Origin of the sequence: Bosea vaviloviae, assembly GCF_001741865.1 — a bacterium.
In the GTDB taxonomy this organism is placed as follows: domain Bacteria; phylum Pseudomonadota; class Alphaproteobacteria; order Rhizobiales; family Beijerinckiaceae; genus Allobosea; species Allobosea vaviloviae.
In genome coordinates this window covers 1,870,153-1,883,416 of the sequence record NZ_CP017147.1, presented here as the reverse complement: position 1 = coordinate 1,883,416, position 13,264 = coordinate 1,870,153, and the positions used below count along the sequence as shown (strand labels likewise).

Genomic DNA, 13,264 nt, shown 5'->3' with positions numbered 1-13,264 from the left:
GCGGGGCGCTTCCCACTGTCCCGTGAGGAAGATCGCCATTTCATCCTTTGCTTCATAGGAAGAATAGGCGGCACCCGCCGCTTAGCCTGCCACCACGATCCAGATTGATCGAGGTGACGCGCATGCTGGCCAAGACCGTAAACACACAAGCCGTAGACACTCAAAATGCCGTCGACCCGGTCGCGCTGCGCCGCGCCCTGGGGACATTCGTGACCGGTGTGACCGTCATCACGACCCATGACGCGGAGGGCCTGCCACGCGGCATGACCGCCAATTCCTTCACGTCGGTTTCGCTCGATCCGCCGTTGCTGCTGGTCTGCGTCGGCCGGGGCGCCCACAGCTTCGCGGCCTTCAACGCCTGCTCCTCCTTTGCGGTCAACCTGCTGCATGAGGGGCAGACGGACGTCTCCAACCTGTTCGCTTCGAAGGCCGCCAACAAGTTCGATACGATCAGCTACGATCGCGTCCATACGGGATCGCCGATCCTGACAGATTGCCTGTCCTGGTTCGACTGTACGGTTCATCGCCGCGTCGATGCCGGCGACCACACCGTGCTGATCGGCGAGGTGCAGGCCTTCGGCACCAGCCCGTCCGCGCCGCTCGGCTTCTGCCGGGGCCGCTATGCCAACATCAAGGATCCGCTGCCGCCGGGATGGCTCGCCTCGCATGGCATGATCGTGGGCTATCTCATCGAGGCCGACGGGCATCTGCTGCTGCGCTCAGACGGCAAGGGAGGCTGGGTGCTGCCCACGGCGATGCGCCGGATCGCCGATAACGAACTCAAGCTCGACGGCGGCGACGCGCTGACGCTGGTTCCCGACGACACCTTTCTCTACTCGGTCTTCGACGTCTCCGACGGCGACCCCGGATACCTGATCTACCGCGCCCGCCTCGCACAGGACGTCAGCTCGGCGCCCCTCTCGGCGGGGCTGAAATTCTTCCCCATAGACCAGCTTCCCTACGACCATATTCCGACGCGCGAGATCAGCGCGATGCTGCGCCGTTATGTGCGCGAAAGCGCCAGCAAGCGCTTCGGGATCTACATGGATTCCAACGATGGCGGGCGTCTCGCCATGGTCGGCGAGGCCCAGCCCTGGGCGCCCAATCCGCAATCCTGAGCCGGCAGAGCAGATATGAAGACCACGGTCAAAACCCTCGAAGGCTCGCGCCAGGATCTCTTCATCGACGGCCGCTTCGTCGCACCCAAGAGCGGCGTCTACCTGCCCTCCTATGATCCGACGACCGCCGAGCCCTGGTACGCCTTCGCGCAAGGCGACGCCGCCGATGTCGATGCCGCCGTGCGCTCGGCGCGCGCTGCGCTGGTCAACCCCGCCTGGCGGCGCCTGACGCAGACCGACCGCGGCAAGCTGGTGCGCCGTCTCGCCGAGCTCGTGCTCGAGAACGCCGACGAGCTGGCGATGATCGAGTGCCGCGACAACGGCAAGCTGCTCAAGGAGATGCGCGCCCAGATGCGCGCGATCCCGGACTCCTATCTCTATTTCGCGGGGATGGCCGACAAGCTCCAGGGCGACACGATCCCGGTCAACAAGCTCGACACCCTGAACTTCAACCTGTGCGAGCCGATCGGTGTCGTCGGGATGATCATCCCGTGGAACTCGCCATTGATGATGCTGACGGGCACGCTGGCGCCCTGCCTCGCCATCGGCAACACCATCGTGGTGAAGCCCTCCGAGCATGCGACTGCCTCGACACTGGCGCTGGCCGAACTCGTCATCGAGGCCGGCATTCCGCCCGGAGTCGTCAATGTCGTCACCGGCGACGGCACGACCACGGGCGACGCGCTGACGCGCCATCCCGGCATCGCGAAATACGTCTTCACCGGCTCGACCTTCACCGGCCGCAAGATCGCCGGCAATGCCGCCGAAAACCTGGTTCCCTGCCAGATGGAGCTGGGCGGCAAATCGCCCCACGTCATCTTCTCCGATGTCGACATCGACAAGGCGGTGAACGGCGTCGTTTCCGGCGTCTTCGCCGCGGCCGGGCAAACCTGCGTCGCCGGTTCGCGCTGCTTCGTCGAGCAGCCGATCTATGACCGCTTCGTCGAGGCGCTGGTCGCGCGCACCCAGCGCATCAAGGTCGGCCACCCGCAGGTCGAGGATACCGACATCGGGCCGCTGGCGCTCTCGGCGCAGCTCGCCAAGGTCGAGGATTATGTCGCCTCCGGTGTGCGGGAGGGCGCGAAGATCGCTGCCGGCGGGCGCAAGCCGCAGGACGGCGAACTGGCGCGCGGCTGGTATTTCGAGCCGACGGTGATGACCGAGGCGAGCAACACCATGCGCTTCATGCGCGAGGAGATCTTCGGGCCAGTGGTCGGCGTCGTGCCGTTCAAGAGCGAGGAGGAGATGATCGCTCTCGCCAACGACACCGAATACGGCCTGGCGTCCGGCATCTGGACCCAAAACATCGACCGCGCGATGCGCTTCGCCCGCAACATCGAGGCGGGCACGGTCTGGATCAACACCTACCGCTCCGCCGCCTACATGTCCGCCAATGGCGGCATGAAGAACAGCGGCTATGGCCGCCGCGGCGGCTTCGAGGTCATGCGCGAGTTCTCGCGCTTGAAGAACGTCGTGATCGACTACTCGGGCGCCATGCAGGACCCGTTCGTGATCCGCCTGCGCTGAACCCCAAAAAGCCAAGAACGCCGAGCCGGGAGGCCATCATGAAATTTGCCGTTTCGATCAGCATGGAGCGTTTCTCGCCCCAGGATTCGATGTCGGACGCGGTCGCCAACATGCGCGCACTCGCAAAGATCGCCGATGAAGGTGGCTTCGAGACGCTCTGGACCGCCGAGCATCACACCATCGAGTGCACGGTCTCGCCCAACCCTTTCACGGTGCTGACCTGGCTCGGCCAGCACACCGACCGGATCAGGCTCGGCACGGCGACGCTGGTCGCCCCCTACTGGTCGCCGATCCGGCTGGCCGGCGAGGCCGCGCTCTGCGACCACCTGACCGGCGGCAGGCTCGAATTCGGCATCGCGCGCGGCGCCTATCAATACGAGTTCGATCGCATGGCCGGCGGCATTCCCCAGCAAGAGGGCGTCGCCTTCATGAAGGAACTGGTGCCGGCAGTGCAGAAGCTCTGGGCCGGCGACTATGCCCATGACGGGCATTATTGGAAGTTCCCGCTTGCGACCTCGGTGCCCAAGCCGCTCCAGCAGCCGCATCCCAGCATCTGGGTGGCGGCGCGCGATCCCGGCACTTTCGACTGGGCGGTCGGCATCGGCGCCAACATCCTGTCGACGCCGCTCTCCTCGCCTCCAGCCGAGGTCGGCGTGCTCGGCGAAAAGTTCCGCAAGGCCGTGGCCGACCATCCCGAGCGGCCGCGGCCGCGCCTGATGATGCAGCGCCGGACCTGCGTCTATGACCGGCAGGAGGACTGGGAGGTCGCGGTGCGGCATTCCGTCGATTACGGGCGCTATTTCGAGAACCTGATGCAGAATATCGGCACCGTGACCAACGGCTTCCCCGAGGCTGTGCCGTTCGAGGCCGTCGCCAACCGCGCCAACTACAATCCGCAGGCGGTCCGCGACAACCTGATGTTCGGCACGCCGGACGAGGTCATCAGGAAGCTTCAGCTCTATGAGGATGCGGGCGTCGACCAGTACTGCCTCGGCCTGTCCTTCAATCTGCCCTTCGAAATGCAGGTGAAGACGCTGCGGCTGTTCATCGACGAGGTGATGCCGCATTTCGCCGCCCGCGAGCAGGAGCGCGCCGCGGTACCCCGCTTCGCCGCAGCCGGGTATTGAGCCATGGGCACTGCGGTACAAGTGGCGCGCGCGCCACAGGAGCATGGCTCGACGAGCCTGAGGATCGGCGACGTCAGCTTGAACTATCGCCTGCAGGGCAGCGGCACGCCGCTTGTCTGCATTCATGGCGTCGGCTCCTATCTGGAAGCCTGGGAGGGCGTGGCCGAGCGCCTGGCCGACCAGTTCCGCATTCTCACCTTCGACCTGCGCGGCCATGGCCGCTCGTCCAAGGTAGGCGGGCGCTACGAGATCGACGATTTCGTCGGCGATGCGCTGGCGCTGGCCGACCATGCCGGTTTTGAGACCTTCCATCTCGCCGGCTTCTCGCTCGGTGGGCTGGTCGCGCAGCGCATGGCGCTGACGCATCTGGCGCGGCTCAGGCGGCTCGTGCTGCTGGCGACCGTGGCGGGCCGCACCGAGGAGGAGCGCGAGCGCGTCGCCCTGCGTCTCGCAGCCCTGCAGGCCGGCGATCGCGGTTCGCATTACGACGCATCGCTGTCGCGCTGGCTGACCGAAGCCTTCCAGGCGCGCAATCCGGACCTCATTGCGACGCTGCGGCAGCGCAACGCCGAGAACGACCCCGACTGCTACGCCGCCGCCTATCGCGTGCTGGCGCAGACCGATTTCGGTGGTTTGCTCGACCAGATCCGCATGCCGGCCCTGATCGCGACGGGGGAGGAGGATGCCGGCTCCAACCCGCGCATGGCGCGCTACATGCACGAGCGCATCAGCGGCTCGCAACTGCACATCCTGCCCGGCCTGCGTCACTCGATCCTGACCGAGGCCCCCGAGCAGGTGGCCGCGCTGATGCGCGGATTTCTAGGCAGCAGCGCCGGAGATGCACAATGATTGTCGAGGAACGGGTCTATCGTATCCGCAATGGGCGGATGGGGCGCTATCTCGCGCTTGTGAGGGATGAAGGCCTGGCGATCCAGCAGCCCATTCTCGGTCATCTGATCGGCTATTTCACCACCGAGATCGGCCTGCTCAGCCATGTCACCCATCTCTGGGCCTATGCCGATTTCGAGGATCGGGTGCGACGGCGCCAGCAACTGGCTGACGATCCACGCTGGCAAGCCTTCCTGCCGCGACTGTCTGAGAACATCGAGCAGGCGGAAAACCGCATCCTGTTGCCGACTGATTTTTCGCCGCTTCGGTGAAGGCACGGATCGCGCGACGCGCCACCGCCGTTTTTAGCGCTTTTCCGACAAGCGATGACAGCATTCGTCCTCTGGATCGCAGGAAGACGGGCCGCACCAGCCGGCTCTTAATCGATAGCGGCAGGGGTCTGACAAGCCCGAAGACATCGGGCGCCGGAAGGAGGGGTTTTCGGACATGACCGAGCGACTGCAGATTCAGAATCTGTACAAGATCTTCTCGGCGGCGCCGGAAGCGGCGCTGCAGATCCTCGCGAATGGCGGGGACAAGAACACCGTGTTCGACAAGCTCGGCGCTGTCGTCGGGCTCAACAATGTCTCGCTCAGCGTGCCTGAAGGCGCCATGTATATGGTCATGGGGCTGTCTGGCTCCGGCAAGTCGACGCTGGCGCGCTGCATCAACCGGCTGAACGAGCCGAGCGCCGGCAAGATCCTGCTCGACGGCCGCGATATCGTTCCCCTGAAGGAAGAGGAACTGCGCGAGGTTCGCCGTACGCGCATCTCGATGGTCTTCCAGCATTTTGCGCTCCTGCCGAATAAGCGCGTCATCGAGAATGTCGAATTCGGGCTGAAGCTGCGTGGCGCCTCGCCGGCGGATCGCCGCCGCCGTGCCGACGAGGTGCTGAGCGTCGTCGGGCTTGCGCGCTGGGGCTACCATTTCCCTCATGAGCTGAGCGGCGGCATGCGCCAGCGCGTCGGCCTTGCCCGCGCGCTCGCGACCGATGCCGATATCCTGATCATGGACGAGGCCTTCAGTGCGCTCGACCCGCTGATCCGCACCGAGATGCAGGACGAATTGCTGCGCCTGCAGCGCACGCTGAACAAGACCATCCTGTTCATTACCCATGACTTCCAGGAGGCGCTCAAGCTCGGCACGCGCATCGCGATCATGTCCGAAGGCGAGCTGGTTCGCGAGGGCACCCCGCAATCGATCGTGCTGGAGCCGGGCAGCGATTATGTCGCGGCCTTCACCCGCGAGATCGACCGGGCCCGGCTTTTTGATGCCCGCTCCGTCATGCGCGAAGCGGCCCCGATCCTGCGCTCCGAGAGCGGCATCCTGGTGGGCGGCGCGGAGGCCGGCGATCCCGGTTTCGTTCTCGATGGAGAGGGCAGGATCCTCGGCGCGCTCGACGGCGCGGCGCTGGGCCATGCTCGCCAGAGCGGCGAAATCGGCACGCCGAGCAGCGATTACGTCAGCGTCCCGGAGAACGCCAAGCTCATCGAGGTCGCGCGCAGCTATCGCAACGGCGCGCCGATGGCGGTCATCGACGAGGATGGCAGGCTCGTCGGGACCCTGGGCGTCGGCGAGCTCCTGTCCCGCATGTCCTCGACCTCTCCCAAAACCGCCTCAGCCGGAGATCGCCATGTTTAAGGCCGACGATCTTGCCATTTTCCCGATCGACAGCTGGATCCAGCAGGGCGTCAGCTGGGTCGCGCTCAATCTGCGCCCCCTCTTCCTCGCCATCAAATGGCCGGTCGAGGGCCTGCTCAGCCTGAACGACACGGTGCTGCACGCCATTCCGTTCCCGGTCTTCGTCGTCGGCTTCGCGCTGCTGGCATGGCGCCTGGCGACACCTGGCATCGCGGCCTTCAGCGCGATATCGCTCGTCGTGGTCGCGATGCTCGGCGTCTGGAACGAGGCGATGACGACGCTCTCGCTGATCTCGACCGCGATCGTGTTCTGCGCCGTCATCGGCATTCCGATGGGGATCTGGTGCGCGAGCAGCGACCGTGTCTGGAACGTGGTGCGGCCGATCCTCGACATCATGCAGACGACGCCGAGCTTCGTCTATCTGGTGCCGGTCGTCATGCTGTTCGGCGTCGGCACCGTGCCGGGCGAAGTCGCCGTCGTCACGGCCGCGGCGCCGCCGCTGATCCGCTTCACCAATCTCGGCATCCGCATGGTCGAGCACGAGATCGTCGAGGCCGGCCTCGCCTTCGGCGCCGACAAGCGCCAGCTCCTGTTCGAGATCCAGCTCCCCCTGGCCATTCCGACCATCCTCGGCGGCCTCAACCAGACGGTGCTTACCGCGATGGTGCTCTCGGTCGTCGTCGCGATGATCGGCGCCGAGGGGTTGGGCCTCGTCGTCCTCCAGGGCCTGGGCCGTCTCGATGTCGGCCGCGCGGCGGTCGGCGGCATCGCCATCGTGCTGCTGGCGATGGTGCTCGACCGTGTCACGCAGAAGCTGGCCGAACCCAGGCGCGGCGGCGCGGCGCGGATCTCGCTGTTCGCCACGGTGATGCGCCTGTTCAAGGGCGGTCGCCCGGAAGAACCGACGGCAACCGCGATAGCGGCAAAGCAAGCGCTCTAACGCTCGCCACTGAGCGGCATGGCCGGAGAATAGCCGAAGCGTCGAGGCGCGTCGGCTCGAAGACCCGCCGCGAGGCGGTCAGGGGAAATCACAAAACGATCGAACAGATCGGCATCGAGAAGGAGAACGCAATGACAGGCATAACCGGGTTGAAGACATTGACGGCTGCGGCCGTCGCCATGACCGCAATCGCTTTCACGACAGCGCCTGCGGCTGCGCAGGAGCTTCCGGGGAAGGGCAAGACCATCCGCTATGCCCAGAGCGACAGTCTGGGCGCCAACTACGTCGTCGCGCAGATCGTGATGAAGGCGATGAAGCAGCTCGGCTACGAGGTTAAGCTCAGCACTGTCAACACGACGCTGTTCTTCCAGGCCGCAGCGCAGGGCGACCTCGATATCGCGACCGACGTCAATTTCCCACAGCGCGAGCCCGGCTTCCGCGCGGTCGAGAAGCAGGCCGAAATCGTCGGCGCCGGCATGATCGTCGGCGGCGGCATCAATGGCTATCTGATCGACAAGAAAACGGCGACCGCCCACAACATCACCACGCTCGCGCAGATGAAGGATCCCAAGATCGCGGCGCTGTTCGGCCGGGACGGCAAGGCGGATCTGATCAATTGCGATCCCGGCTGGAGCTGTGGCGACGTCGTCGATTTCCAGCTCGACAAGTTCGGCCTCAAGGACACCGTGAAATCGATCCGCGGAAAATACGAGGCGCTGATGGTGGAGGCCGTTGCCCGCGTGAAGCGTGGCGAGCCGGCGTTCTTCTACGCCTGGAGCCCATCCTGGATGAACAATGCCCTTGTCCCGGGGCAGGACGTGGTCTGGCTGCCGACACCGGCGGACGCGCTGCCGCCCTCCGTGCCGAACAAGGGCTCGGCGCTGGTCAGCGGCGTCAAGGGCTGCGCCGGCGGGGCCGATCCGTGCCGGATGGCCATGTCCTCATGGAACTGGTCGGCCGTCGCCAACAAAGGGTTCGTCGCTGCCAACCCAGCGATCAAAACCTTCGTGGAGCAGATGAAGTTCCCGCTCGAAGACTGGTCGAACTGGGAAGCCAGCATCAACAAGAACGGCGGAAGCACCACCCTCGTGACCAAGATGGCCGATGAGTGGATCGGCTTGCACAAGGGTGTGTTCGAGGGCTGGGTCGAGGCCGCCCGTTCGACAAAATGAGGTCCGGTCCTTCTCAATCCAGTCCTGCTCAATCCAGTCCTGCTCAATCCAAGCGCGCGACCGTTTCGTCGAAGCCTTTGGACCCGAACTCGTAGTCCGCCTGCGAACGCAGCCGCCCGGTGTGCGGCTGCGTTCAGAGCGTTTTCGAGCGAAGTGGATACCGGTTCCCTCGCGACAAACGCGAAGCGTTTGCGCGGAGAAAACGCGTTAAAACAAAGATCTAGAGCCATTGAACGATCCAACCGGATCGGAAATTGCTCTGGCGCCAAAGCCGGGCTGGGATAGCGAACTGCCGCGCGACGGCAGCATCGACTTTGGAACCGGCGTGATCGGCCCGGAGGACGTGCCCCGAAATCCGAACGTCCTCCGAGGGCAGCCTCGGGGCAGGTTCGGATTGGTCATTTGGGAAGGTTGTTCCAGTAGTCACTCATGTCCTGCTGACGTGTCTGGTCCGGCAAGGCGCCTTTGTCTCCATACAGGGTCGCGGCACCTCGGACCTGCGCCTCGGTGAGATCAGTGCAATAGCCCTCAAGCTCCTTGTCGTAGGTGAGCTTTTCCCACGGGATTGTAACGTGGCGGCTGCCGATGCCGAGAAATCCCCCAAACGTCACGTCGACGAAGACAACGCGGCCACTGACCTTCTCGATCAACAGCCGCTTGATGGTACCGATCTGATCATATTTACGGTCGAATACGGCGGTCCCTTCGACACGATCACTTTCGATGATCAGGTGCGATGCCGCCGGCCGCTCGACGGGTCCCCAAAGATAAAAACCGTTCTCGATAATGCCGGCCGCTACGACTGCTCTGCTGACGGGGATCGTCCATTCCTGATTGGGTCGGATCTCTCGCACGAGGGTCCACGGCCCAAGATCCGGAGGCAAATTGTGGCCGGCAGGCTCCTCGGCGAAGGCGCGCAGGTCGGGGGAGTTCACGGCTTGGAACAAGCAGTAGGTTCTCATGAGCGCCTCCCTTTGCCCGATCACAGCCTCATGGGCTGCTGCTCCATCCCAGATCTGCGTCCCGAGGCCCTGATCACACGTCCCGTGTCATCGCGGGTACGGCGTCGCCGGCTTCTGCGCATCGCCGGCGCGGCATGGCGTTCAACGGCATGGCGTTCATGGGTGTCGAGCCTATCGAGCAAGCCATTGCCTCCTCGAAGACCTCCCGCAGAGGCCGGCATGCATCGTGATCGAGAGCCTCCAGATCGCCCGTCATGAACCGGCCACGAAGAACGCCAGCCGGGTGAAGAGCGTGTAGTTCGATTCGAAGACCATGATCCCGACGAAGACCAGCAACACCAGCGGCGGGACGAGGATCGCATAGGACAGCGCCAGCCGCTCCCAGGCCATGTGCATGAAGACGGCGATGATCAGCCCGGCCTTGAGCGCCATGAAGATCAGGATCAGCGACCATCTGAGATAGCCCACGAGGCCGAAAAAATCGACCAGGTAGGAACACAGGCTGAGGATGAAGAGCCAGCCCCAGACGACAAGATAGAGCCTGATCGGATGCTGTTGCGTATCGGTATGAGTTGCTAGCTGTGCCATGGCGGTCCCTCACCAGAGATAGAACAGCGCGAAGATGAAGACCCAAACGAGATCGACGAAGTGCCAGTAGAGCCCGGTGATCTCGACGATCTCGTAATGCCCCCTCCGGCTCGTGAAAAAACCGCGTCGCCCATCATCGAAATCACCGCGCCAGACTTTGCGGGCGACGATGATCAGGAAGATCACGCCGATCGTGACATGGGTGCCGTGGAAGCCGGTGATCATGAAGAAGCTGGAGCCGAATTGCTCCGCGCCCCAGGGATTGCCCCAGGGGCGGACGCCCTCCGCAATCAGCTTCGACCATTCGAAGGCCTGCATGCCGACGAAGGCCGCGCCGAGCACCGCTGTCAGCAGCATCAGGATCGCGGTCTTCTTGCGGTCGCGTCGATAGGCGAAATTGACCGCCATCGCCATCGTGCCGCTGCTGCTGATCAGGACGAAGGTCATGATCGCGATCAGGATGAGCGGCAGGTGGTGGCCGCCGATCTCGAGCGCGAAAACCTCGCTCGGATTGGGCCAGGGCACGGTCGTCGACATCCTGCCCGTCATGTAGGAAATCAGGAACGTGCCGAAGATGAAGGTGTCGCTGAGCAGGAAGATCCACATCATGGCCTTCCCCCAGGACACATTTTCGAAGGCCCGCTGATCGGACGACCAATCCGCCACGATCCCTTGCCAGCCCGGCGCGCGACCGATCTTGGGGTTCAGGGTGTCCGGTGCGACCTCATTCATCGTTCCGACCTCGCTTAGAGCCTCTAAGTCAGCAGTCCGCGGCAGATCGCGATGAGATCATCCGCCCAGCGCATGAGCAGGCTGAAAAGGATGAGCCAGACCAACAGCAGGAAATGCCAGTAGAGGGCACAGAGCTCGACGCTGAGCGTGAGCTCGCCAACCGCCCGCGGAGGGCTCGTCGCCGATAGGGCGAACGCTCTGACGCTCGTTCTGCAGAGCGCCACGAGCCCGCCCAGCATGTGCAGGCCGTGCACTGCGGTGATCAGGTAGAAGAAAGCGCTCGCTGGATTGGCGGCGCTGAAATAGCCCGCGGCGGCGAGCTCGCGCCACGCCAGCAATTGTCCTGCGAGGAAGGCGAGCGCGGATATACCGGCGGCGAGCAAGCCGGATTTGACCCCATCCAGCTCGCCCCGATGTGCGGCGACCACCGCCGTTTGCAGTACGACACTGCTCAGGATCAGCAGGCCTGTACTGAACCACAAGACGGTCGGCATCGGCAACGCGCGCCAGTCCGCCATCTCCATCCGCATGGAATAGGCGCTGACCAGAAGCGAGAACAGCGAGCCGGCCACGACGAGGAAGGCGCCGAGGCCGACCTTCGCGGTCGGATGAGAGGGCAGCTCCGCTTGGCTGCCCACCCCGACCACCAGCCAAGGCTTGTCGGCCAGACCCTGGCGCGACAGCCACCAGCCGGCGAGCGCTGCCATGATGACCATGAAGATGACGACCACGATCATGTCGGCCTCTCCTCACGCGGTCCGTGGATCGGGAGGCTGGTTCTGCGGCAGAAAATCCTCCGCGGCACCGGGCACGCTGTAGTCATAGGCCCAGCGGTAGACCACCGGCAGGGTTTTGCCCCAGTTGCCATGCGCGGGCGGCGTCTGCGGCGTCTGCCATTCGAGCGTGGTCGCGCGCCAGGGGTTGCCACCGGCCGGCCGGCCGTGCCTGACGCTCCAGATGAGGTTGAACAGGAAGACGAGCTGGGCGGCGCCGACGATCAGGGCGACGACCGTGATGAACTGGTTCAGCGTCGCTGTCGAGGGCGGGACGAAGGCCATCCCGCTGATCTCGTGATAGCGGCGGGGCACGCCCATCAGCCCGATATAATGCATCGGGAAGAAGATCAGATAGGCCCCGAGGAAGGTGACCCAGAAATGCAGCTTCCCGAGCATGTCGTCGAGCATCCGCCCGGTGACTTTCGGGTACCAATGGTAGATCGCTCCGAAGATCACGAGGATCGGCGCGACGCCCATCACCATGTGGAAATGGGCGACGACGAACATCGTGTCGGAGAGCGGCACGTCGACGACGACATTGCCGAGGAACAGGCCGGTGAGCCCGCCATTCACGAAGGTGACGATGAAGCCGAGTGCGAACAGCATCGGCATGGTGAAATGGATGTCGCCGCGCCAGAGCGTCAGCACCCAGTTATAGACTTTGATGGCGGTGGGGATCGCGATGATCAGCGTGGTCGTCGCGAAGAAGAACCCGAAGGCGGGGTGCATGCCGCTGACATACATGTGGTGCGCCCAGACGACGAAGCTCAGCGCCCCGATTGCGACCAGCGCCCAGACCATCATCCGGTAGCCGAAGATGTTCTTCCGCGCATGCGTGCTGATCAGGTCGGAGACGATGCCGAAGGCCGGCAGCGCGACGATGTAGACCTCGGGGTGGCCGAAGAACCAGAACAGGTGCTGGAACAGAATCGGGCTGCCGCCCTTGTGGGCCAGCCGCTCACCCATCGCGATGATGGCCGGCATGAAGAAGCTCGTGCCGATCAGCCGGTCGAGCAGCATCATCACGGCCCCAACGAAGAGCGCGGGGAAAGCAAGCAGCGCCATCACGGTAGCCGTGAAGATCCCCCAGATCGTCAACGGCATGCGCATCAGCGTCATGCCTCTGGCGCGCCCTTGCAGCACGGTCACGACATAGTTCAGCCCACCCATGGTGAAGCCGATGATGAAGAGGATCAGCGAGACCAGCATCACGAGGATGCCCCATTGCTGGCCGGGCGTATTGGCGAGGATCGCCTGCGGCGGATAGAGGGTCCAGCCCGCGCCCGTCGGCCCGCCCGGCACGAAGAAACCGGCGACCAGGACCAGCACGGCCAGGAAATAGATCCAGAAGCTCAGCATGTTCACATAGGGGAACACCATGTCCCGCGCGCCGAGCATCAGCGGGATCAGATAGTTGCCGAAACCGCCGAGGAACAAGGCCGTCAGCAGATAGATCACCATGATCATCCCGTGCATGGTGATGAACTGATAGTAGCGGTCAGGGTCGATGAAGGAGAACGTGCCGGGGAAGCCGAGCTGCAGCCGCATCAGCCAGGACAGGACCAGGGCGACCAACCCGATCGCCAGCGCCACCATGGAATACTGGATGGCGATGACCTTGGCGTCCTGCGAGAAGACGTATTTCGTGATCCAACTCTTCGGGTGATACAGTTCGACATCGTCGACCTCGGCCGCCGATAGCGGTCCGGCTGCGTCATGCGTCACGTCGGCCATCGGAGCATCTCCCACTCCTTTTCGGACGCAGCCCCTTCCAGGGCCTGATCCCCGTATCA

Annotated in this window: 13 protein-coding genes; 8 read left to right on the top strand and 5 right to left on the bottom strand. The window is 64.2% G+C overall.

Features of this window, described 5'->3' with window-relative positions:
* Positions 1 to 122: 122 nt before the first annotated feature.
* From BHK69_RS08815 to proX, 8 genes are all read left to right on the top strand, one after another.
* On the top strand, positions 123 to 1,118 hold the full coding sequence (locus tag BHK69_RS08815) for a flavin reductase (RefSeq protein ID WP_148663356.1): 996 nt from the start codon (positions 123 to 125) through the stop codon (positions 1,116 to 1,118).
* Positions 1,119 to 1,133: 15 nt separating this feature from the next.
* Positions 1,134 to 2,645, top strand: coding sequence for an aldehyde dehydrogenase (locus tag BHK69_RS08810; RefSeq protein WP_069689765.1), 1,512 nt, complete (start codon positions 1,134 to 1,136; stop codon positions 2,643 to 2,645).
* Positions 2,646 to 2,683: 38 nt separating this feature from the next.
* Positions 2,684 to 3,772, top strand: coding sequence for an LLM class flavin-dependent oxidoreductase (locus BHK69_RS08805; protein WP_069689764.1), 1,089 nt, complete (start codon positions 2,684 to 2,686; stop codon positions 3,770 to 3,772).
* Positions 3,773 to 3,775: 3 nt separating this feature from the next.
* The gene (locus BHK69_RS08800) at positions 3,776 to 4,621 is read left to right on the top strand and encodes an alpha/beta fold hydrolase (RefSeq protein ID WP_069689763.1); all 846 of its coding nucleotides are present in this window, start codon (positions 3,776 to 3,778) and stop codon (positions 4,619 to 4,621) included.
* Positions 4,618 to 4,932, top strand: a complete 315-nt coding sequence (locus BHK69_RS08795; RefSeq protein ID WP_069689762.1) for an NIPSNAP family protein — start codon at positions 4,618 to 4,620, stop codon at positions 4,930 to 4,932. The genes BHK69_RS08800 and BHK69_RS08795 overlap by 4 nt, the downstream gene beginning before the upstream one ends.
* 175 nt (positions 4,933 to 5,107) lie before the next feature.
* Positions 5,108 to 6,301 (top strand): quaternary amine ABC transporter ATP-binding protein, encoded by a 1,194-nt coding sequence (locus BHK69_RS08790; RefSeq protein ID WP_069689761.1) that lies wholly within the window; start codon positions 5,108 to 5,110, stop codon positions 6,299 to 6,301.
* On the top strand, positions 6,294 to 7,241 hold the full coding sequence (locus BHK69_RS08785; RefSeq protein ID WP_069689760.1) for an ABC transporter permease: 948 nt from the start codon (positions 6,294 to 6,296) through the stop codon (positions 7,239 to 7,241). Before BHK69_RS08790 ends, BHK69_RS08785 begins: the two co-directional genes overlap by 8 nt.
* 131 nt (positions 7,242 to 7,372) lie before the next feature.
* A complete protein-coding gene (gene proX / locus BHK69_RS08780; protein WP_199579073.1) occupies positions 7,373 to 8,413 on the top strand; it encodes a glycine betaine/L-proline ABC transporter substrate-binding protein ProX in 1,041 nt (346 codons plus the stop codon).
* Positions 8,414 to 8,811: 398 nt separating this feature from the next.
* Here the strand turns inward: proX and BHK69_RS08775 are convergent, their stop codons facing one another.
* The 5 genes from BHK69_RS08775 to BHK69_RS08755 form a co-directional block, all read right to left on the bottom strand.
* Positions 8,812 to 9,375, bottom strand: a complete 564-nt coding sequence (locus tag BHK69_RS08775) for a PRC-barrel domain-containing protein (protein ID WP_083269823.1) — start codon at positions 9,373 to 9,375, stop codon at positions 8,812 to 8,814.
* A 252-nt stretch (positions 9,376 to 9,627) separates the two neighbouring features.
* Positions 9,628 to 9,963: a cytochrome C oxidase subunit IV family protein gene (locus BHK69_RS08770; protein ID WP_069689758.1), complete on the bottom strand. Its 336-nt coding sequence runs from the start codon at positions 9,961 to 9,963 to the stop codon at positions 9,628 to 9,630.
* Positions 9,964 to 9,972: 9 nt separating this feature from the next.
* Complete coding sequence (locus BHK69_RS08765) at positions 9,973 to 10,695, bottom strand: heme-copper oxidase subunit III family protein (RefSeq protein WP_069689757.1); 723 nt, start codon at positions 10,693 to 10,695, stop codon at positions 9,973 to 9,975.
* Positions 10,696 to 10,718: 23 nt separating this feature from the next.
* On the bottom strand, positions 10,719 to 11,432 hold the full coding sequence (locus tag BHK69_RS08760; protein WP_069689756.1) for a cytochrome c oxidase subunit 3: 714 nt from the start codon (positions 11,430 to 11,432) through the stop codon (positions 10,719 to 10,721).
* Positions 11,433 to 11,444: 12 nt separating this feature from the next.
* On the bottom strand, positions 11,445 to 13,205 hold the full coding sequence (locus BHK69_RS08755) for a cbb3-type cytochrome c oxidase subunit I (protein WP_069689755.1): 1,761 nt from the start codon (positions 13,203 to 13,205) through the stop codon (positions 11,445 to 11,447).
* Between the last annotated feature and the right edge of the window lie 59 nt (positions 13,206 to 13,264).